The organism is Paenibacillus sp. MY03 (assembly GCF_002165585.1).
Lineage (GTDB): Bacteria > Bacillota > Bacilli > Paenibacillales > Paenibacillaceae > Pristimantibacillus > Pristimantibacillus agaridevorans.
This window is the reverse complement of record NZ_MXQD01000031.1, coordinates 12,077-34,949: the sequence shown is the minus strand read 5'-3', so window position 1 is coordinate 34,949 and position 22,873 is coordinate 12,077. Positions and strand designations below refer to the sequence as shown.

Sequence of the window (22,873 nt, the reverse complement as noted above, 5' to 3'; positions counted from 1 at the left end):
CTTATTATAGAATTGGAGCATCCTGGCCAAAAAGATAACGTTTTCATTAAATACAGGGTGAAAATGATTATATGGATAAATAAAAAAGCAAAAAACTCTTAAGATGGGAGAAACCTCATCTTAAGAGTTTTGATTACATGATCTACAGCCGGATCTCCCGCCCGTGTTCGGCGGACTCGTAGATCGCCGATAGAATCTTGATCATATCGACGCCTTGCTCCGGTACAAAAATCGGCGTTTCGCGGCCGAGCACGCATTCAACGAAGTGACGAATGTTCGCCGTATGTTGAGGAATTGCCGAACCCGGAAATGTCGGCTTCTGATCGATAAGCGCGCCTGCGGCTTCCGTAAAGAGAGTCAGCTTGTCATTAATGAGACTGAGACCGCCCTTGGTGCCTCTCCACTCGAGAAACTTCTGTTCTTCCGCAATGTTTGACGCCCAACTGAATTCGATCTGAAGCGTTGCTCCGTTATCGAAGCGGATGAAGCCAGCGGCCAAATCTTCGACGTCGAATGTACCTTCCGGGATCCGACCCGACGCGTCCGGCTGATCCGCGAACTTGCGGTACGTCGCACCCGATACCGCGACAGGCTTAGGATTGCCGCTCAGCCATATCGCGAGATCAATCATATGCACGCCAAGGTCGATCAACGGACCTCCGCCGGACAGCTCCTTTGTTGTAAACCAGCCGCCGCGCCCCGGGATACCTCGGCGTCGAATCCAGCCGCAACGCCCCGTGTAGAGCTCACCGAGTTCGCCTTGCTCGATGATCCTTTTCGCGAACTGCGCTTCCTCGCTGAATCGGTTGTTGCGCATCGTCATCAACAGCTTGCCCGAAGCTTTGGCGGCGTCCGCCATCTTTTGCGCTTCGACCGGATTTACCGCATCCGGCTTCTCGCAAAATACATGCTTGCCTTTAAGCAACGCTGCGATGGCAATCTCAGAATGATACAAGTTAGGAGTGCTGATTCCGACGACATCAATGGAAGGATCGGCCAGGAGCTCCCGGTAATCATCGTAGACCTTCGCATCGGGAAAGTCCTTTGCCGCCGCTTCGGCCGAAGCGCGCAGCGAGTCGCAGAAAGCGACAATTTCGACTTCCTTATGCGACAACCATCCCGGAAGATGCGCCCACTTATAAATTCCGCCGGTGCCGACCACGCCTACTTTTAGCTCCGTCATTATTGCCCCTTAATGCTCTCTAGCGGCTTGGCATTGCCATAGACCGGATAGTCGCGCTGCACGGGCGCCGCCCACTTAACGGCATTGGAGATTACCCTGCGTACCTGCGGGTTGTAGTAAGTCGGGTACGTCTCATGCCCCGGCCGGAAGTAAAACACCTTGCCAGCCCCGCGCGTATAGCAGCAGCCGCTGCGGAACACTTCTCCGCCTTCGAACCAACTCACCAAAACAAGCTCGTCCGGCTCCGGTATATCGAAGTGTTCGCCATACATCTCTTCCTGCGGAAGTTCAATGTATTCGCCAATTCCCTCCACGATCGGGTGGCCAGGCTTAACAACCCAGATCCGTTCCTTCTCGTCCGCTTCCCTCCACTTCAAATCGCAGGAGGTACCCATAAGCTTTTTGAATATTTTGGAGAAATGGCCCGAATGCAAAACAATCAATCCCATTCCCTTGAGTACGCGGTCATACACTCTATTGACAATTTCGTCCTGCACCTCGCCGTGCGCCGTGTGCGCCCACCAGATAAGCACATCCGTCCGGTCCAGCACTTCGTGGGTCAAACCATGTTCCTCGTCGTCCAATGTAGCGATTGTAATCTCGCCTGCCACGTCCAAGCCCTGGGCAATTGCAGTATGCATGCCCTCTGGATAAACAGAAGCTACCTTCTCGTTTTTTTTCTCATGACGGTATTCGTTCCATACGGTTACATGAATATGCTGGCTCATTCGTCTAATCTCCCCTTTGATCAACTTCCTCTCCATTTTAATAGAGGAACGATCTCCGTTCGATTACCGAATCTATTTAATTTATACGGTATTCTGTCATGATCTTTATCAAATTTCGGGGCTAAATTCGATGCCTATCGGGCTTCCCCGTCAATGATGCAAGCGATCTGCCGCGCAGTATCATACACGGCCTGCAGACCGTTGCCGGCATAGGGACTGATCTCCGCGGTCAGCGACTCGCTGTAGCCAATCTCCTGCAGCGCGGCGCGCACGGCCGACCAATTGACATCGCCGGCCAGAAGCGGCACGAAACCGCCAAACGTGCCGACGGCAGGTCTGAAGTCCTTGACATGCACACGGAAAATGCGCTGACCGAGAATGCGAATCCACTGCTCGGGAAAGCCATATTTCAATACGTTGCCCACATCGAAATAAACGCCAATATGGGATGATTGCAGCTCATCCACATAACGGACCATCTCCAGCGGTGACAGCAGGAAATTATTCCAGACGTTTTCCACGCCTATCCGCACGCCGCGTGCCTCGGCTGCCTTGGACAACAGATTCAGCTCAGCCTGACTTCGTTCGTAACAGGCGTCATAACTCGTTTCCGGATCTACCTTGCCGGGTACGACCAGCACCGTATCAATCTCCAGCGCCTCGGCCAGCTCCAGCTGTTTGGAGATGACTTCGCGGCCCTGTGCCCGCACCTCGGCGTCCGCCGACGACAACGGACAGCCCCATAACAATCCGGTGGATAGGCTGCGCAGCTTGATGCCGTGCGCTTCCGCCTGACGCCTGATTGCCTTTGCTTCTTCCGGAGTCGTATCTGTCGTCAAACCGACATTGCCTGGCTCATATACATTCAGCTCTACCGTGTCAAAGCCCGCTTTCCGGCTGACGGCAAATACTTCCTCCAGCGGTGTCTGGTTCGGAAAACACCATTGATTGACGCCCTTCAACATACGCAGTCATCGCTCCTTTTTTATAGGTGCATTTGTCCTTTTCGAATACCGCCCCTTACAGAGCGACTGCTTTTCCCGATTCCGCCGATTCGTTGGCAGCGAGCGTGACGCGCAGCGTCTCTACCGCCTCGGCATAGTCGCCCAACACCAGATCCTGACGCTTGGCTGCAACCGCCTCGACAAATGCCTTATTCTGCAAATAATAGAAGTCATCGCGCGAAACCTCCGTGATGTGCTGTTCGGCGTCGATAATTTTTAAAGTATTGCCGTTAATCGACAGGTAGAAATCCGGTCCAAAAAACTCTACCTCGCCTCGATTGAAATGATTGGACAAGCAGGTGCTCGTAATATTGCCCACCCCTCCGGACGCCAGGACGAACGAGACCGCCCCCACATCATAAGCGGTTGCCTCGGGATCGGTCTGCTTAATATGAGTTTGCGCATGGAAAGCGTGAACAGATGTAATTTCTCCCGCCAAATAGCGAATCAAATCAAGTTGATGCGTCGACTGCTCGACAAGCTGGCCGCCGGACATCTCCATGCGCGTCCACCATGCCATCGGCGGCTTTCCGCCGATCCGATAGGCTTGCACGAGGGAAATTTTTTTATCCTGCAAATAAGCTTTGGCCTTCTGCACAATATCCAGATAACGCAGGCAATAACCAGAGGAATGAACGACACCTGAGCCAAGGATCTGCGCCTCCCATTCCTTCGCCTGCTCCATGTTTAGCGCTACCGGTTTTTCGGCCAGCACGGCGATTCCTTTTTGCGCGGCCAATACTTCCGCCCCGTCGCGTGCAAAAGGCGGCGAGCAGACAAATACGGCATCTACCTGGCCAGAATCGAGCAGTTGCTCCACGCTTGCGTACGACGCCGCCTCATACTTGTCTGCGATCTCTGCCGCTCTATTCGGATTGACATCAAAGATTGCGGTAATCTTGGCCGTATGGATGCGTTGAAGCGTGTTCATATGGTGCTCGGCGATACCTCCTGCACCGATAAAACCGATTCTAACTGTCATGTGTAAACTCTCCTCCTGGTTATCATCCTTCGACGGGCAACTGCTAACCGTCTCTATGGATCAGCATAGAATATATGAATCAGGCTGTAGTTATCGAAAACGCTCAATTATTTACACAAAAAAACAGGCATCCCCTCCCGAAATTAGGGAAGGATGCCTGCTTTGAAGGGATTTCAACCGAAATTGATCTGCTGGGTTTTGCGCCATTGAGACGGGGACATGCCCTCAAGCTTACGAAACCATTGCGAAAAAGAATGCAGCCGCTCGAAGCCGATCTGACGGGCGATCTCATTAAGCTCCTTGTCCGAGGAATTTAGCAGCCATTTGGCTTCGGCCATACGGCATTGCTGCTGATAACGCTTCGGGCTCATATGGTAGACCTGCTCGAACAAACGCCGGAATCCGCTCTCGGCCATTCCCGCCAGCTGCGCCAGATCCGAAATCTGCAGTCCCTTGTCCAAATTCTCACGGATAAAGTCGGCGGCTTTGGCAATCGAGATCGGCTGTTGCCCGGTTTGCGAATGCTCAAGCAGAAACAAGAGCAGCACTTCGATCCAGGCACGATAAGCGCAGGCCGTCTCCTTGAGCGGTGTGGAGAACAAGCGCAGCCATTCGCGGAACAGCGCCTCAAAGCGCTCTTTGTCCAGACGGGACAACCGGAAGATTCGCGGCTCTCCGTTGATGCGAAATCGATTTAACAGCTCGACGACCGCAGGCGGGCAATGCTCCAGCTGGATAAGGCCAAAGCGATTGCGGCCCATTCCTTCGAAGCGATGCGGGAGATCGGGCGGCACGATGATGATATGGCCAGTCTCCAGATCGCTTCTGCCCTGCAGCCATTCCACCGCTCCGCTACCTTCCAACAGGATAGTGATCTCCAGAGAAGGATGAACGTGAAAGCCTTCATCCGCCCAACTTCGATCCGCATTACCGATAAAGCTGCGGACCTGCATATCTTTCTCCTTCATCGCTTACCCTCCTGCCGCTAATTCGGATCTCCACAACTATATACATGTTATGACGCCCCGATTTTGCGGTCAAGCGGTAAATGCTTTTCTAATCAGACAAGCGAGGTTTGGCGCAGATGCCAGATTATGCGGCTATAAGAGGGAGGAAGCTCCCCTTCGCCTTCCAGCCGGCCGCACAGTACCCCGGTTCCGTCGGGAACAACAGAGACGCGATGCCAGCTTCCGCCGCCTCTCTCATAATCATATGTTTCTCCATCGTCATCGTAGAGCATGCACATTCCCGGCGCATCGCCAAAATGGACCAAATGCAGCTCCGTCTTCGCGCCGTTCGCCGGCACATGCGACAACGGCGGCATCATCGGAATGATCGCACCTTCCCTGACAAACACCGGAATATGCTCCACACCGGACGCGACGCGAATAGTTCCTCCGCCGATATAACGTATGCCGGATTCCAATCCGTACCATACGCCCTCCGGCAGCAGCACTTCCCGCTCCGACTCTCCCTCGACAAGCGGAGCAACAACCATATCGTTGCCATACATATATTGATCGTCCCATTCCTTCGCCTTGCGTTTGCCATACGCTCCTGCAGTCGTGTCCAGTGCTCCGGCACCTTCTCCGCTCGCGGCGGCGAGTTGCTCGGGAGGTATTTCGAAACTCATCGCGCGGATGGGCGGAATTCCCTTTTCCCGATATTCCGCGAATGCGGTGTAAAGATAGGGAAGCAACCGCATCCGGAGCCGGATATAATGGCGCACGACGCCTTCAACTTCGGGGAAGCTCCACGGCTTCGTGCCATCTCCCCATGCGTTAAGCATCGCAAGCGGCGAGAAACATACGGTCTGCATTCGCCTCGCCCAATCCTCGGCATTGCGCGCCTTCCGCACTTCCGGCGTCCAGAGCAGCCCGCAATAAGAGGCGTTGCAGAGCGCCCTGATGAACTGCTTGTGATCATACAGGTCGGAATAAAGCGCATAAGGCAGCGATGAAGCGCCTGCGCCGGACGCCCGGACAAGCCCGTAAGTCCTTCGATTCTCGGCGCGGTAAAGGTCATAGGTCATTTTCTGGAACATCAGGCCGTAGAGCTGGCGCATGCTCTCGCCGTCAAGCCCCGACGGGAAGCGCGCGTGGTCCGGGAACATCCAGGCATTGTTCGTAAGCTCGCTGCCGTCGCACTCGTCCAGCTTGTAGCCGGCTACGCCAAGCGAGACATGTTCCCGCAGATGATGTTCCTTATACGCCGCCCTTGCTTCGGTCAGCGCATAGTCGGGAGCAATGCCGCCCCATACCGTATGAGAGCCGGACATTGGACGAAGCTTCGAGTACATGCCGCTGTCCGGCGACAAGTAGGGATGCTCCCACAGATTGATGCGGAAGCCAGCCTCTCCCATCCGCCGCACGAATGATGGCGGATCGGGAAAACGCCCGCCGTCCCATTCGCCCGTAACGGGATAACTGCGGCTATGCCAGCCCGGCTCCAGCCCGATCACATCGCAAGGAACATCCCGCTCCCGGTATTCCAGCGCCTCCCGCAGCGCCTCCTCGTCGGTATGGAGCGTCGGCAGGCGATGCCAGAAGCCGAGCCCCCACTTGGGCGGCAGCGCTCCACCGCCGCAATACAAATTGTAGCGGGCCACTGCGTCACGCAATTTCGGCCCGCCGAATACATAGAGGAATGCGCCATCAGACGGCAGCTTGATTTCCACGCGCGGAGACGGCATCGTCGCCCTCCATTCCGGGTCAAGATTGCGATCCCGTATCCACTCCGTATCCGTATCCGATGTCAGCAGCGTCGAACCGAGATGCATCGTCACAATACGGGACGTATCCACCAGCACGCCGTACCCCTTATCGCTAACATAAAAAGGGACGGGAGCATGCGTTTCGCCCGTATCTTGTTTGGGGTCGCTGTTAACGCGCAGATAGCGAGTCCTGCCCCGTTGATTGGAACGCATAAACTGCAAGCCCGTGCCATACAACCGCTCTTGCCCATCGAGCGGCAGAACCAGCAGCTTGGCGTTATTGCCGCATTCCTCCACTGTAATATCGCTCCACCGAAACGGCGGCGGGGCCGCCTCCATAAGGCCGAGCGCCGCTATATCCGGCTCGGCTCCAATTAACGCCAGCGGCGAAAGCCCCTCCGGGCTGCCGATGCGGAGCCGCCATACGCCGGGCGCGACCTCCTTCCAACTCGTCGCGGCGTCAGAGGTTTGGTATTCGTACGCGTCATTCTCGTTAGACATGGCGCAACCCCTCCTTTGCCGGAAGCTCTATTGCCGTCCTCGTTCCGCTTTTGGCAGCCATATTCGTAAAATAGACAAGCGCCTGCGTCCGCAAGTAGTCGCCGGCGTTTGTCTCCGCTTCTCTGCCTTCTGCCAGAGAGGCAAGAAATTCGCCCAAGGCGTCGCTCTGCGGCATATCGTCAAAATCCGTGATCATCCTGACCTCATCGTCCGAATATACGTAAATGATGCCATTGTCGAGCAATAACGCTCCCTTCGTTCCTTCTATACGCCAAACTCCGCACCACGGGGTCATCGGCCCTCGGGACGCGATTGTCGCGGAATAATGGACCGGTATGCCCCCCTCCAGCTCAATAATCGCCATCGTCTGTAGCACGGCGCCTTCCTCTTGCCATCCGCCGGATGGATTGAACATGCCAGCCTGAACAGCGATGCCTTCGCGTCCCGTCAAATATCGCAGCAGATCCAGATGGTGGACGCCAATATCGTCAAGCACCGATACCGCGTAATCGCGCTTAACCCGGTGATATCGCCGAAATGCAATATCGACCGTCGAAATTTCCCCGATCGCGCCTTCTTCCAGCAACGCCTTCAGCTTGCGGATGTAGGGGAAATGCCGATAATTCTCCGCAATCATAAAAGGAATCCTCTCGCGTTCCGCCCTTGCCACAATTTCCATCGATTCCGCATAATCGAACGAAATCGGCTTCTCGCAAAGGACCGGCAGCCCTTGGTCGAAAGCCGCGTTGTTGACCGCCGCATGCGCGGAGGGCGGAGTAACATTAACAACAAAATCCGGCCGTTCGCTCTTAAGCGCCTCCTCCAGCGACGTATAAAAAGGGACGGGATCGTCTCCAAGCTTCGCCTGTCGCGCAGGGTCCTTTTCGACGACGGCCAGCAGAAGTCCCCTGCCGCGCAATCGCTTATACCAGCCCAATCCCGCTTCCCCTAGCCCTGCCAAAATAGCCTTCATATTTGTCCATCCTCCGTCGCGTGCTGGCTTGGGTGGCGTTCGGAACCGGCATGGCACCACAACGTCACAATAGGCTCCGTCTCGCTCGAGCAGAGGTGGTGATCTTCGCCTGGCTCAATAATAACGATATCTCCCGTCCGGACCTCATGTTGCTCCCCATCGACTTCCATCACGCCGCGCCCCTGCAAAATGACAAACGCCTCTCTGTCGGCATGGACATGGAAATCTTTTCCGCCTGGACCGTCGCTCGTATGACTCCGTTCCCCTGGAGCGGCGAACGCAAGCCCTCCCGAATAAAGATAACGCCCGGGCAGCAAGCCATTAAGAAAATGTCCGGTTTCCTCTGTCCGCAAATCATTCAACGAAAGTCTGATCATTCGCCGCCTTCTCCTTTCATTGCCGGCTTGCCGCCTCTATCCTGTGCCGCCGCCCAAAATATGATCGATTGCCCCGAGCTCCTCGTCCGTAAACGAGGCCTGGCTCAGAAACCTCGCAATATCGTCAATCTGCTCCGCTTTGCTCGCGCCGATCAGCGCGGAGGAGACGCGTCCCCGCCGCAACACCCAGGCCACCGCCATCTGCGCCAGACTTTGTTGTCGCTGATGGGCAAGCTCTTGCAGCTTGCGCGACTTCGCGAGCTTCGCTTCGGTAATATCCTCGCGGCCCAGGAACACGCTGGCGCCCGCCGCCCGCGAGTCCGCCGGAATGCCGTCCAGGTAACGATCCGTCAGCAGCCCGCGAGCCAGGGGACTGTAAGCGATCGTGCCAACGCCGGCCTCCTCCAGCACATCCTGCAAGCCCTCCTCCAGCGTCCGCTCGTACATGGAATAGTGGCATTGATGGATCAGGCAAGGCGTCCCCAGCTCGCGCAAAATAGCGATGGCTTCCCGCGCTTGCACGGGTCCATAGTTGGAGATGCCGACATACAGCGCTTTGCCCTGGCGTACTGCCTGGTCCAGCGCCAGCATCGTTTCCTCAAGCGGCGTCTCCGAGTCGTATCTATGCGAATAAAAAATATCGACATAATCCATATGAAGCCGCTTCAGACTCTGGTCGAGGCTAGCCAGCATGCTCTTGCGCGACCCTCGCTCGCCGTAAGGCCCCGGCCACATCCGATAGCCGGCTTTGGTAGCCACGATCATCTCGTCCCGATAAGCGGCAAAATCCTGACGCCACAATTGCCCGAACGTCTCCTCGGCTGATCCCGGCGGCGGCCCGTAATTGTTCGCCAGGTCAAAGTGCGTAATGCCGAGGTCGAAGGCGCGGCGCAGCATGATTCTGCCATTCTCCACCGCATCCGCGCCGCCGAAATTATGCCACAGCCCAAGCGTTATCGCCGGCAGCTTCAGCCCGCTTCTGCCGCATCGGTTATACTTCATCGTCTCGTAACGCTCGCTTGACGCTGCGTAGTTGTTCATCTCAAACTTCCCCCTTCCGCGTATCACTGCTTTAAAGGTATAACCATGTTCCATGTGTCGGAAGCGTCCATAAAACCGTCGCTGCCGTTCGAGACGGCAGCGAACAAATGAGTCGGCTTGCCGTTCTGGAACAGCAGGAACGGCCGCTCCAGATTGCCCAGCGTCCGCACCGTGCCGTCATCGAAGCGCACCGTGCGGGAATAGCTTTGCGGCTGCTCATGCAAGTTCCATTGCAGCCCGTCAGGCGACCCGGCGTAGATGCCGCCGTATGTTTCTCCGCATAGATGACCTTCCATATCTTTCGCGATCAAGCTGTATCCTTCGGCTGTTTGCCAGATGAACGGGTCCTCGATATGGAATGACTCCGGCGGAAACACCGGCTCGTCGCTCAGCACCCGGTACGGCCCCTCGTAATGATCCGCATGCGCGACGCCAATCGTCATGCCGCCATGCAGATTGCCTTCGTAGCGGCGAGCCTTGTAGATCAGCAGCACGGAACCGTCCTCCCGAACGCACGGAGCCGGATTGGAAGTCAAAAAGCTGTCGAATCGACCGGGACGTGTCGGCAATATCGGTTCGTCCGCTCTGCGCCACGGGCCCAATACGCTGTCCGAGATAGCCAGCCCTACCCGTTTGTTCGCCCGCGCCACGATACATTGCGGATCGGTTAAGCCAAAATTCCCCGGCGGATCCGGATCGCCAAGCGGGTGGGTCGAGCCCGTATAATAAAGCAAATATTTGTTGTTGTGCTTGACGATATGGGGGTTGTGCGTGCAGCGCCCGTCCCAATATTCCGCCCCCCTCGCCGGAAGCACCACCTCGCGGAATCGATAAGGTCCCTCGGGCGTATCCGAATCCGCTCTGACAATCTCCGAAGCCGTCATCCAGCCGGGATGCATCGGCAGCGTCTTCGGCCAGCGCGAGGCGAACATATGAAACTTGCCGTCCTCGCCCTTCACGACGGAACCGCACCATACCCAATAACCTTCCATCCGGAAGCCGCCGTCACGCGGAGCCGGCAGCATTGCGCTAGTATGCATGGAACGTTCCTCCATAACCGAAATCACGCCGCGACGACCGCCTGCCGCGCACCGCTGCCTGAAATCCAATTTTCCCGCCTTGTTTTGCCCATGTATAATCGCTATTGCCGAGAATCAATGATTTTCCCCTCCTGCTGCATCAATAACTGAACCCATCCACAACGACTCCCAACTTATGGTATTGCTTGCGCATCTATCGCCGCTAAGGCGTATTCAGTCCTACATCGCCGACTGCCAGCGGCCGATTTAGCAGAGGCGCTCCGGAATATTCGTCCGCCCCCACATCCGCTGTCGCACGCGCTTGACCATCCATATCCTGCAGCACGAACGCGTATGTTCCCACAGCGGCGTCAATTGCCGGGCTGCTCGCGGACAGCTTCTGGATGCCGCTCACCGTGGTCAGCAGCGGATTGATATTACGGATCTGCCCCGAGCTGCGCGATACGTTGCTAATGGTGCTGCCATACCCGATGTTGCCCTGAAACAGCGTATTCGTTATCGCCGCCTCGTAATAAAGCGTGCCGGTGCTGTTGCGCACGATATTGTTCGCAACGACGGAATCTTGCGGCGCATACGCTTTGCCCGAGCCGACCACGATACCAGTAGTGCTGTTGACAATCGTATTGTTGACGATAAGCGCCCGGTACACCTTCCATTGCTTGCGCAATTCTTCCACCGTCGGACTTGGAGGGGAGCCTCCAGTACCGCCGTCGAAGTCGCCATTCGGCAAGTAGATCGCTTCGCCTGTCAAATTTTCAAAGTAGTTGTTATAAATTTTGTGGTCATTGCCGAACAACCGGATACCTTCCTGATCCGACTCAACGCCGTCCCCGAGAAAGAAGTTGCCGTATACGCTGTTGTTATGACCATGCCGCAGCGTCAGGCTGCCCTTGGACGTGCGGAACGTATTAAAGCGAATCGTATTGCTGCTGCTCTTGACTGAAACGATTTCCGGCTCGCCATCGCAATTTTCAAATACATTGTATTGAATCGTGTTATAGCCGTGGGACAGTGTTAGGCCGGACAAGCCGAGCCGGATCGTCTCTTTGCCATTGGTTACCCATGGGCCGACATCGTGGAAATAGTTGTATTCGATTATATCGTATTGCGAAATTTGACCCGATCCGCTTTGCCCCTCATAAGCGATCAGAGGGTTGGTGTCGCTCTTGGGCCCGAAGTCGTTGCGGTCGATGCGGTTATGATGGCTGTTTGCGCCCCGCACTTGCAGCCACATCAGGTCTCCACCCGAGCTTGGGAGCGCAAACGCATTGCGGGTCAACCGCACATGGTTCGAACCTTCCAACACGACTGCGCCATTGGTTGTGTTCGTAAACCTTAATCCGTCCAGCACCACATGCGAGGAGTTCTCTACGCGGAAGCCCGACGCTCCCGAGATGATGGCTTGGCCGCGGTTTTTTGCTTTAATGACGATTGGCGCATTTGCGGTGCCGTTTTTATTCAGAACAGTAAAAGGGCTAGTACGCGAGTACGTACCGTTTGCCAGCACGATCGTTTTGCCCGCCGAAGCAGTTGCAAGCTCGGCAGCCAACTGCGTGGAGTTGCTTACTTCGACTACCGTTCCTTCGCTGCCGCTGCCACTTGAAGCGCTGCCATAAATTTCGACCTCGGTTATGCTATTCCAGGCGTTTACCGAGTTGCCGTGCCCAACAATCCGAACATAACGGACGGGGGCAACATCGGCAAAATCAAATGTCTGCAAGCTGTTGCTCAAACTGCTGACCGCTCCCGAAAGCGCCGTGCTGAAGTTGTAGCCGTCATAAGACGTTTGGATATCAAAGGTGAAAGTTCGCGATGCTCCGTTAAAAAAGGCGATCTTTACGTATTCCACTCGCTTGCTTGATCCCAAGCCGTATTGGACCCACTCCTCGTCGCCGCTCGCCGACCATCGCGTGCCAAGATCGCCGTCGATTGTATGCGCGACGATATTGCCGTCATCTCCGCTGGCCATAAGCTGCGGCACGGTAACCGTCAGCTTGCTTGCGCCGGGAGGAGGGCCGCTTGCGGTGCCGTACAGTTCAACTTCGGTATAGCTGTTCCACAAGTTGGAGGAGTTGCCGTATCCGACAATCCGCACATAACGAACAGGATCGACATCCGGAAAGTCGAATGTTTGCAGGCCATCCACAAGGCTGCTCACAACTCCGCTGCTGACGGTCGTGAAGGCGGAACCGTCCGTAGACGTCAAAATATCAAAAGTAGAGGTGCGGCTTGATCCATTCAGAAAAGCAATTTTGATGTAAGACAGTTTACTGTTTACGCCCAAATCGTACTGAATCCATTCCCCGACGCCTTGACTCGACCAACGTGTGCCGAAATCGCCGTCCACCGTGTTGGACGGAACGTTGCCGTCATGCCCGCTCGCCGTCACGCTGGAGCTGCCAATTGCGAATTTCGCATCGGCCGCCCCTGCAGCTCCCGGCATTAACGCAAACAGCATACAGAACAAAATCATGCACGTCATACTTTTGGTTCTCATGATTCATTTTTCATCCTTTCATAGTGAATTGATGGTTATTGAATCATTGCCTTCGTTCCGTCAGCACCTCCTCTCAAGAGTATGGAAGCCGGGAGGATCTGCCTGCCCTCCCGGCTTCGTAATAACTCCCTGTCATGGTGAAACGACTGACGCCGTCCACTCTAGATGCCATCGTTTCGGCTAAACGTACTGGATAGAAAGTGTGAGCCAAAAGTCGCTCATGTCTGTTCGATCCTTCTCTCGATTAAGAGGAAAAACGCCCTCTAATGCCCACTTCTTCGTCCCTTCCTTGCGCTATAGAGGGAAATCCTCCCACTAATCCAGTTCGAAATGCTGGATTCGGGTAGAATCACCTCGAAGAAAGGGCGTTTTTCCCTCTAAATCGGGCAGATAACCCGTTTCATCCAGATTATAGGGAGCTTTTCCCTCTATTCTCCTATACGGTATATATTCTCCGATGGGGTATACGATTGGCCTCTCCCCACTTCACGCACTTGCTGCTACGGTGAAGACACCTCGATCGAAATCTCTCGAAGAGGAGCAATCGCGCTTTTTCCTTAACACCTATCGCCGTCCTTCGGCGTCGTGGCGCGCTTCATTTCGAGAAATATAAAGAAGGCATAGTGAAATCATATACTTTCCTATATTTTAAAAAATGTGCCGACTCCAGCCTTTGCCCTTAGCCAACGCTTCAATATAGTAGTAATCGCCGTAAATCAGCGATACGTTGATGTTGCTGTTAACCGGCTTATGTCCGGTTGCTCCGAGCAGGATGCCTTCATACTCCGGCTGGTCGAGCGTACTGTAGTTGTTCGACAGCGAACGCAGAATGCGCGTGGCCGCACGCTGGTATAAAGCGGCTTCCTCGGGCGTAACCTGCGACGCGATGTCGATCAGGCCGGATGCGGCGCAGCTCGCCGCCGAGGTATCGCGCGGCTCGTCCGTCAGGTCGGTCGCCGCGCGGAAATCCCAATGCGGCACATCGTCTTCCGCCAGCGCGCTGATAAAGTAATGAGCCACCCGCTTCGCCGCGTTTAAGTAACGTACTTCGCCCGTATAACGATAAGCGCAGCTCATCCCATAGAGCGCCCAAGCTTGGCCTCGCGACCAGGACGACTGCGGCGCGAAACCCTGTCCGCCGTCATAACGCTCCACTTCGCCCGTCTCCGGATCAAAGATAACGATATGATGAACCGAGCTGTCGTCGCGGATAAACGTGCGCAGCACCATATCCGCATGGGCGATCGCAATATGCTTGAAACGCGGATCGCCGCTTTCTTCGCTCGCCCAGAACAGCAGCGGCAGATTCATCATCGAATCGATGATCGACCAGCCTGTCTGGTTGCGAGGCCAAGCTCGAATGAACTGTCCGGCCGGGTTGTACCGACCCGCCAGATAGTTGGCGGCGAACAGTCCGCGCCGCCGCGCGTCCGGGTCGCCGGTCAGCTTGTAGCGGATAACCGAAGTCGGCAGGAACTGAAAGCCGACATCGTGGTGAAAATGGTTGTCGCGCAAGTAACATTGCTCCATGCGTTCGTCCCAAGGCTCCGCCGCCTCCCGATAACGGGTCTCGCCGGTCATATCATACAGAATCCAAAGCATGCCCGGCCAAAAGCCCGAAATCCATTGATCCACTTTGATCTGGTCATATTTGCCCGCTGCCGAAACATGCGGCGCCTCCGTCCAGCCCGCTTCGATCATATGATCGACTTTTATCCTCGCTTTTTCCCACCATGCCGACAGCTCGGACTGTTGCAGCTTCACTTTTTCATTGCTCATCCCCGAAGTCCACTCCTTCTCTGCTAACCTTTAATGGCACCGATCAAGGCGCCTTTTACGAAATACTTTTGCAAGAACGGATATACCAGAAAAACCGGAAGCGTCGCTACCATAATCGTGGCGTATTTCAACGTCTCGCCCAATATGATGATCTCGTCCTGGGACGCTCCCTCCGCCATCGAGTTCGCTTCGCCGATAATTAAAATTTCACGCAGGATCAACTGCAACGGATACAGCGACCGATCCTGAAGGAAGATCATGGCGTTAAACCAGGAGTTCCAGTGGCTTACCCCGTAATACAGGCCTACCACGGCAAGCACCGGCTTGCAAAGCGGCAGGAAGATGCGGAACAGAATGCCGAAGTCATTGGCGCCGTCGATCTTGGCCGATTCCTCCAGCGCATCCGGCACCGCCTCGAACGATGTCCGCATAATAATGAGGTTAAACGCGCTTATTGCGGTAGGCAGGATCAGCGCCCATAACGTGTCCGTAATGCCCAGTCCTCTGACAAGCAAGTAGAACGGAATCAAGCCGCCGCTGAAAAACATGGTGAACACGATAAACAATGTAAGCGGTTTGCGATATTGCAACGTTTTTCTGGACAAGGCGTACGCTGCAAAGGATGTGAGCAGCAAATTGAGAGCCACGCCTATAATGACAATAAATAACGTGTTGCGGTAGCCAAGCAGGATCATCGGATTGCTGAATACCGCCGCGTATGTCTCAAACGAAAAGCCCAACGGCTTCCATAAAATGCCTTTATGCGCCATCATCAGCGCCGGTTCGCTAAATGATGCAAATGCCACGTAAAGAATCGGGTACATTGTTGCAATCATGAGCGTGGACAAAAACAGCGTATTGCAAACCCGGAATATATGTTCACCCAAGCTTACTCGCATGCGAACCCTCCTCTACCACAGGCCCGTATTGTTCAACTTCCGGCTTATCCAGTTGGAGCCGATAACAAGCGCGAAGTTAATCACGGAGTTGAACAATCCGACAGCGGAGCTGAAACTGAATTGAAAATCTTGAAGCCCGATCCGGTACACATAGGAGGAAATGACATCCGCTGTCACATAAGTGGTCGGGTTGTACAGCAGAATAACTTTCTCGAAGCCAACGCTCATAATCCGGCCAATGTCCAGGATGAGCAATATAACGAAGACGGGCAGCAGCCCAGGCAGAGTAACATGAAGCATCTGCTTCCAGCGTCCACCCCCGTCGATCTTGCAAGCTTCATATTGCTCTTGATCGATCGCAGACAGCGCGGCCAAATAAATAATGGTCCCCCAGCCTACATGCTGCCATATATTCGACGAAACGAAGATCGTCCGGAAATAGGACGGCTCCAGCAACATCGTAACCCGCTCGCCGCCGAAAAATGCGATAATATCGTTGATGACGCCGTCACTGCTCGTGAAATCCTTGATCATGCCGGCAATAATGACAAGCGAAATAAAATGCGGCAAATAAGTGATCGTCTGGACCGAACGTTTGAACAGCGCATTTTTGACCTCATTAAGCAACAAGGCAAGAATAAGCGGTGCGGGAAAACCGAAAACGAGATCATAAAAGCTAATCATCAGAGTGTTTTTAAACACCCGCCAAAAATACATTCCGCCAAAAAAGTCTTTGAAATGCTCCAGTCCTGCCCACGCGCTGCCCCCAATTCCAAGCCGGGGATTAAAATCCTTGAACGCGATAATCGCTCCGTACATCGGAAAATATTGAAAAATAATGAAATAAGCCAAAACAGGAGAAAGCATAATGTATAAATATTTGTTTTTGACGATGTCTTTCGCGATATTAAGCGGCAGACTCCCGGCATGCGCGACTTTGCCCCGTCCCAGCTTCAACTGAGCCATCTCCTACTCCTCCTGTCTACATGCAGCATCATCGGCAGGGGATGGGCTGCACCATTCCCCTGCCCCCGCGACGGCCTGGAGCCTGCCGCGAGACGATGCATGGAGTTATCTGTTGTTGTAGCGATCCAAGGCACCTTGATAGATGTCGATTACATCGCGAATACCCATATCCTCAAGCTGCTTCACGAAGCCGTCGAACTTGTCGATCGGCTCGTTGCCCATAATAAATTTGATGAACATTTCTTCCAGATAGGTGTTGATGGCCGTCATCGACTGCGCTACCTTTTTGCTCTCATCTACGGTAGGCGTTATGAACGCCGGCAAAATATGTTTCGCCGCATCGGTCTCCGACCAAATTTTGACCGCCTCATCCTGTTGCGGGAACGTGTTGGTCGATTTTTGCTCATGCATCGGGAACGGACCGTTCGGAATCGTATATTGCGCCAGCATCTGCTGCGACGTGTACTTGTCGTTTTTCACGATCATATCGGTAAATTTCGGAACGCCGTTATCCATCGTGTAGCTTTCGCCTTCGACGCCGAAGTTGTAAGTCAAGGTTCCTTGCTCGCTAAATGCGTAATCCAGCCATTTTACGATCGTTTCCAGGTTTTTCGCCGATGTCGTCACTGCCGCGCTTGCTTTCGGGTTATATTTGAAATCGCGTTGTCCGGTAAACGGTTTTTCGCCTGCGTTTAATACCGGATAAGGAGCCGCTACCAGATCAAATGTCGGATTTTGGGCTTTGCCGGACTCCAGCCATTTGCCCATGCCGCCGCCCAGCAGGTAGACAGTCGCGCCGGACTCGCCGTTAAGAAGCCGCTTATCCAGCGTGTTGCGTTCGATGATCGGGAAGTCTTTGTCGATCAGGCCTTCGGAATACCACTTGCGGAACAACGTGATAACATCCTTGTATTGCGGATCAAGCGGGCCGTATTTCACTTTGCCCTCGTCGTCGATGTAGAAGCCGTGCGACGTTTTGTATGCGCCAAAAAACGCGTCCTGCAAGTTCATTTTGCCCGCATATTGCGCTGTCAGCGGCGCTACGGCGCCTTTTTTCTCTTTGAACGCCGTCAATACCGTATGCCAATCGTCTACCGTTACTGGCAATTGCAGCCCCAGCTCATCCAGCCAGTCTTTGCGCAGCATGGGTCCGCGGAAGACTACGCCTTCCGAGTTGCGCACCATCGGGAAGGCATAATATTGGCCGCTGTCGGTTTTCACCATCTTATCCAGCTCCGGATCGGCTTCCAGCATCTTCTTCAGGTTAGGCGCATATTGGTCGATCAAATCGTTAAGCGGTACGATAACCCCGTCTGCTATCGCCTTCTCCGGTCCGCCCGGATAGATGCTCCAGTCGTACTCCAGCACATCCGGCAGCTTGGTGGAAGCCAGCAACAAATTAAACTGCTCTTCCGCTTGCCCGTCGGTCGGGTGGATGTAGGTTACTTTCACGCCGGTTGCTTTCGCGATTTCCTTTCCGATTGGCGCTTCCGCAAGATTCGTTGCAAATGTAATCAGGTTGCCGTTAATTGGAGCCCAGTACGAGAAAGTATCTTTGGTATCCATCGGATAAACCGGCTTATCCTCTCCCTCGTTGCCCTTGCTTTCGCCATTGCCGTCCGTATTGCTGACGGCGCTTTGGGTCGGCTCCGCTTTGTCCTTGTTGCCGCTCCCCCCGTTACCAGAGCATGCGGTTAACAACAATGAAAGTACCATTGTGATCCCCAGTATGAGCTGCCACTTGCGCTTCTTGCTGTTTCGATGATTTGCCATTGTGCCCCTCCGTTCTATTCGCCCTCGAATTTGTTGGTGTGAATCCGCTATCATCGTAACGCCAATTCAGTGTCGCAAGCCATTGTCAAAACCTAAAATATACGGCAATTCCTCAAAAATGAGAGTAGCAAAACCGCAAGTTTACCGCTTTTTCTTGAAGTGCGGGTTCAACCTCATAAAATGAAAGTTCAAAAAGTTCGGTTTTCAGCACCGAGAAGATGGAATGCAAGTAGAAACTGAGGAGCGGAGCGTAGCAGCGCTACGTGAGCACCGGAAGTTTCGCTTGCGTTCCATATTCGATGTCGAGTACGCTTCTTGGCCTGCTTCGTGATGGAAAGCGGACTTTTTGAACTACCTGTTAAAATGAAAGTTCAAAAAGTTCGCTTTTCAGCACCGAGAAGATTGGATGAAGGTAGAAACTGAGGAGCGGAGCGTAGTGGAAGCTACGTGAGCACCGGAAGTTTCGCCTGAATTCAATATTCGATGTCGAGTACGCTTCTTGGCATACTTCGTGATCAAAAGTGGACTTTTTGAACTACCTTTATGAAAAGGAAAGCCCGGGGGCTACTTGACTTCCCTGTAGCGCCCGGGCGTTATCCCTTCAAATTTTTTGAATATGCGGTGGAAAGTATTCACATCGTTGTAGCCGACCATCAGCGATATTTCGCTGACCGTATATTTCTCGCCGGTAAGCAGCAGCTTGGCTTGCGCCAGCCGCGTCTTGTTAATATAGTCGAGCAGAGATTCGCCGGCATGTTCCTTGAACAGCTTGGAAATATACGACGGGGTCATGGAGAAAGCTTCCCCGATCATCGATATGTTAAGGTTCTCGTCATGGTAATAATCGTTGACGTATTTCATGACCTTATCGATCAGCGGATTGCTGCTATATTCGCGGTTATTGTTAACGTAGCCGCAAAGTAGCTCCAGCATATCGTAAAGCTGGCCGCGCATCTCCCCTACCGTCTGGCATTGCATCAGACGTTCGATGGCGCGCACGCCGTCCGGCACATCGGGCTTGCCCGCGATGCGGATTTCGCCGATTACTTTTTGCAGCGTCGCCATCAGGTCGAACATCAGACATTTGGCCGTATGAAAAGAAAAGGGCTCCGTCGTCACATTTTTTTGAATGATCTCATGGGCTAACGCTTTCGCCTTCTCGAGTTGGCCCTCGCGCACGATGGCTATCAATTGCTGCTCGGCCTTGAGCGGATAGAAATAGCCGCCTGGAGCGGCCCCTTGGCTGTCGCCTCCGTTTAAGTCTCCATAGTGAATAATGCCCCCGCTGCCCGCAACAATACGGTATTCCATCGCCTCGACCGCTTCCTGGAACGCCTGGCAGATGCCATCTTCGCCTTCTTGCTGCATGCTGATGGCTGCGGTCAGTTGCACATGGGCATGATCGGAAATAAACGACATGGTTTCTTCCGCGATGCGCCCGAGCTCCGCCCGCTGCTCCGCCGTCGATGCTAGCGGATGGTTGACGATGCAAGCGAGCAGCTCCTGGTCCAGCTCTACCGCGTAGGCATGGGCGGACTTGCGCGCGACCTCCTCGACCACGTTGGCGATCAGGAAGTGCAGCAACCGCTTGTTACGCACCTGCTCCTCATCTTCCCGATGGAACTTGCCGAAATGCTCGATGCGCAGCAAGATGACAGAAAAGCCGTCCTGCGGAAAGCGCAGGTCATAGGCCGAAAACGATTCGTGCAGCGGGATATGGCTGTCGAGCTGCCCCTTCAGCAACCGCTGCAGGAAATGCGACCTGAGCGTATTGTTATGCTGGTTCAGCTTGTAATGAAGCTCCTCCTTCTCATGGTAGGTGCTGCTCAGCGCCTGCTCCAGGAACGAATACTCATTGGAGCCGCGATCGAAGGTAACGCCCGCCTTGAACGACAAGCTCTGAATCAGCGCATGGATCGGCAGGTAGTTCCGCTTGAGCAGCCAATACGTCACGCCCCCGCCAACAACGAGGCACAGCAAGATGCTGACGATCGTCAATTGCTCCACCACGTTCATCTTCTGATGGTATACGGCCGCCGGCAGCGTCATCACATATTTCCATCCCGTAATGGATGAGGTTGTGTAGGAAGCGACAAGCCGGCCATCGGCAGTCTGGAACTCCAGTTGCCCCGATTCCTCCGGCATATCGCCGTATTGCACGGCAGGCTCCGCCAGCGGATCGCCCGTAGACGCAATGACCCGATCGTCCTCATCCAAAATAAGGATGGTGCCTTCGTCCGGCGCCGACGCTTGCTCCAGCAGCTTGCTCCGGTCGATCATGAACAGCAGCACCGCGCCCGGCTGATTGATGACGTTAGACATCACATTTTGGGCATACATAACCGTAGGCCTCCACTCATTCTCTTCGGAAACGACGACCGTGTGGTAGCCTTTAATGTACCACTGATCAAAAAATTCCCGAAATGATTGGAACGGCATATGCTCTTCGAAGCGGATATGGTCGTACAACGTTTCGCTGTTCATACGGTTGTTGCGGGCGATGACCGTATCGCTGCTTTTGTAGTAAATATAAATGCCTTCTAGAAAATCGTTGGCAATTTCGTATACGCGCAAATCATTGGCGATCTGGTATATTTCGTAATGATCCGAATCGGACAGGTCGGCATCGGCCGAAATGAATGCCGCAATCCGCCTGTTGAGGCTCACCTCGAGGCTCAGACTCTCGATTCCTTTGAACTGGTTATCTATAGCTTGCTCCATTTGCAGAAGGATAGATTGGTTGGCACGATTAATTTCGGCCTTTACAACGCTCAGCGTCGCGCCGTATATAACGCCGCTGATCAAAATGGGCACGAGCAGCACCGAGACGTAGGAAAGCATCCAGGTCAGGATTACGCTGCGATTTTTGTGCCGGAGCTGTTTCAGATAGTTTGTCCAACGGTTTCGGGTCTTCGCCACAGGCTCTGCCTCCCATGTTTTTAAGATGTAGTTCAAAAAGTCCAACTGGACTTTTTGAACCTTCATTTTAATCAGAGTCGGGGCCGACGTCCGTTCTTGTCAAAATGGCCGGACGGCGAATAGCCTCGGCATCCGCCTTCTGATTGTTGATGCAAACCGCCGGAGACGGCTGGTATTCGTAGATGGCCGGCTGATCCTTGCCGCATACAAGGTTGTAAGCGACAACGCATTGCTCCGGCGCATACGGAATCCGCTTCCCGAGCGTAATGCCATGCCGACAATTGACAATCGTATTATTGGTCACGTGGGCGCGATAGACGCGCCAATGTTTTCTCAATTCCTCTTGCGTCGGCGACTCGGGATAACCGTCCGGCCCCCCATCGTAGTTGCCTCCGTCAATAAGCAGAGCATCCAACGTCAAGTTTTCCATATAATTATCGAACAGGTGATGGTCGTTGCCGTAAATGCGAAACCCGCCCATCTCCTCCTTCACGCCATCGCCGATAAACACATTATGATGAAAGCGGTTTCCATGACCGTGACGCGCTGTCACCTGGCCGGCGGAGTTAAGAAATGTATTGTACCGAATTGTATTATAACAGCTTTTTACCGAAATAATCTCGGGTTCTCCGTCGCATTCTTCAAACAGGTTGTGTTGAATGGTAATATAGCCGTTCGATAGAGAGATGCCGGACAAGCCGAGCCGGATCGCTTCGAGCCCATTGACGACGCGCGGGCTTATATGATGGAAATAATTATATTCGATGACGTCATGCTGCGATATTTGTTCCCCGTCGCCATCAAAAATGACGAGCGGTCCAGGGTCGGCCTTTGGCCCGAACTCGTTGCGTTCGATCCGGTTCCAGCCGCTGCCGCTCCCCACCACAGACAGCAGGCTGTACTCCGCCCCAACCCGTCGCGGCTCAAATCTGTTCCGCGCAATCCTCACATGCCGCGAACCGTCCAAAATGATGGATTCTCGCCGCTCGACCTGCAAATGCAGACCCCATATCTCTACGTAGGCAGAGTTCAAAATGTGTATACTAGATTCGCCAACTATCGATGCTTTTCCTTTGTTTTCTGCGCGGATGCTTAGTATGGCGGTGTCCGATCCCGCTTTGCCTTCAATGATATAGTCTTCATTCCGATCATAAACGCCGTCCGCCAACAAGATCGTGGAACCAGGCTCTGCCCGGCCAATGGCTGCCGCCAACTCGTCGCTATTCGATACCCGATAAATAGAAGTCATCTTCCCACCTGCTCCCTAAAGAATAGGCGGATATGTTCCCGCAGCCTTCGCAGGACCATATCCGCAACTTTGCAACACCTATTAGATGATGTTCAAAAAGTCCGCTTTTGATCACGAAGTATGCCAAGAAGCCTACTCGACATCGAATATTGAATTCAGGCGAAACTTCCGGTGCTCACGTAGCTTCCACTACGCTCCGCTCCTCAGTTTCTACCTTCTTTCAATCTTCTCGGTGTTGAAAACCGAACT

Annotated in this window: 17 protein-coding genes; all 17 read right to left on the bottom strand. The window is 54.0% G+C overall.

The window, feature by feature from the left end; genetic code table 11:
- Positions 1 to 142: 142 nt before the first annotated feature.
- Positions 143 to 1,183: a Gfo/Idh/MocA family protein gene (locus B1748_RS21730; RefSeq protein ID WP_087570049.1), complete on the bottom strand. Its 1,041-nt coding sequence runs from the start codon at positions 1,181 to 1,183 to the stop codon at positions 143 to 145.
- A complete protein-coding gene (locus B1748_RS21725; RefSeq protein WP_087570048.1) occupies positions 1,183 to 1,911 on the bottom strand; it encodes a ThuA domain-containing protein in 729 nt (242 codons plus the stop codon). Before B1748_RS21725 ends, B1748_RS21730 begins: the two co-directional genes overlap by 1 nt.
- A gap of 134 nt (positions 1,912 to 2,045) precedes the next feature.
- Positions 2,046 to 2,876, bottom strand: coding sequence for a sugar phosphate isomerase/epimerase family protein (locus B1748_RS21720; protein ID WP_087570047.1), 831 nt, complete (start codon positions 2,874 to 2,876; stop codon positions 2,046 to 2,048).
- A 55-nt stretch (positions 2,877 to 2,931) separates the two neighbouring features.
- A complete protein-coding gene (locus tag B1748_RS21715; RefSeq protein ID WP_087570046.1) occupies positions 2,932 to 3,897 on the bottom strand; it encodes a Gfo/Idh/MocA family protein in 966 nt (321 codons plus the stop codon).
- A gap of 173 nt (positions 3,898 to 4,070) precedes the next feature.
- A complete protein-coding gene (locus B1748_RS21710; RefSeq protein ID WP_087570045.1) occupies positions 4,071 to 4,865 on the bottom strand; it encodes a helix-turn-helix domain-containing protein in 795 nt (264 codons plus the stop codon).
- 92 nt (positions 4,866 to 4,957) lie between these two features.
- On the bottom strand, positions 4,958 to 7,111 hold the full coding sequence (locus B1748_RS21705; protein WP_087570044.1) for a TIM-barrel domain-containing protein: 2,154 nt from the start codon (positions 7,109 to 7,111) through the stop codon (positions 4,958 to 4,960).
- Positions 7,104 to 8,084, bottom strand: a complete 981-nt coding sequence (locus tag B1748_RS21700; RefSeq protein ID WP_087570043.1) for a Gfo/Idh/MocA family protein — start codon at positions 8,082 to 8,084, stop codon at positions 7,104 to 7,106. Before B1748_RS21700 ends, B1748_RS21705 begins: the two co-directional genes overlap by 8 nt.
- Positions 8,081 to 8,461: a cupin domain-containing protein gene (locus B1748_RS21695; protein WP_087570042.1), complete on the bottom strand. Its 381-nt coding sequence runs from the start codon at positions 8,459 to 8,461 to the stop codon at positions 8,081 to 8,083. Before B1748_RS21695 ends, B1748_RS21700 begins: the two co-directional genes overlap by 4 nt.
- Positions 8,462 to 8,497: 36 nt before the next feature.
- A complete protein-coding gene (locus B1748_RS21690; RefSeq protein ID WP_087570041.1) occupies positions 8,498 to 9,502 on the bottom strand; it encodes an aldo/keto reductase in 1,005 nt (334 codons plus the stop codon).
- Between the two features lie 23 nt (positions 9,503 to 9,525).
- Positions 9,526 to 10,542, bottom strand: a complete 1,017-nt coding sequence (locus B1748_RS21685; RefSeq protein ID WP_256975850.1) for a glycoside hydrolase family protein — start codon at positions 10,540 to 10,542, stop codon at positions 9,526 to 9,528.
- Between the two features lie 202 nt (positions 10,543 to 10,744).
- On the bottom strand, positions 10,745 to 13,039 hold the full coding sequence (locus tag B1748_RS21680; protein WP_087570040.1) for a chondroitinase-B domain-containing protein: 2,295 nt from the start codon (positions 13,037 to 13,039) through the stop codon (positions 10,745 to 10,747).
- 648 nt (positions 13,040 to 13,687) lie between these two features.
- Positions 13,688 to 14,818 carry a glycoside hydrolase family 88 protein gene (locus B1748_RS21675; protein WP_087570039.1) on the bottom strand — a complete coding sequence of 377 codons (1,131 nt, stop codon included), beginning with the start codon at positions 14,816 to 14,818 and terminating at the stop codon, positions 13,688 to 13,690.
- 23 nt (positions 14,819 to 14,841) lie between these two features.
- On the bottom strand, positions 14,842 to 15,717 hold the full coding sequence (locus B1748_RS21670) for a carbohydrate ABC transporter permease (RefSeq protein WP_087570038.1): 876 nt from the start codon (positions 15,715 to 15,717) through the stop codon (positions 14,842 to 14,844).
- Positions 15,718 to 15,729: 12 nt separating this feature from the next.
- A complete protein-coding gene (locus B1748_RS21665; RefSeq protein ID WP_087570037.1) occupies positions 15,730 to 16,683 on the bottom strand; it encodes an ABC transporter permease in 954 nt (317 codons plus the stop codon).
- A 105-nt stretch (positions 16,684 to 16,788) separates the two neighbouring features.
- Positions 16,789 to 18,456: a type 2 periplasmic-binding domain-containing protein gene (locus B1748_RS21660; RefSeq protein ID WP_256975848.1), complete on the bottom strand. Its 1,668-nt coding sequence runs from the start codon at positions 18,454 to 18,456 to the stop codon at positions 16,789 to 16,791.
- A 564-nt stretch (positions 18,457 to 19,020) separates the two neighbouring features.
- Positions 19,021 to 21,375: an AraC family transcriptional regulator gene (locus tag B1748_RS21655; RefSeq protein ID WP_179215731.1), complete on the bottom strand. Its 2,355-nt coding sequence runs from the start codon at positions 21,373 to 21,375 to the stop codon at positions 19,021 to 19,023.
- A gap of 67 nt (positions 21,376 to 21,442) precedes the next feature.
- On the bottom strand, positions 21,443 to 22,624 hold the full coding sequence (locus B1748_RS21650; protein WP_087570035.1) for a polysaccharide lyase 6 family protein: 1,182 nt from the start codon (positions 22,622 to 22,624) through the stop codon (positions 21,443 to 21,445).
- Between the last annotated feature and the right edge of the window lie 249 nt (positions 22,625 to 22,873).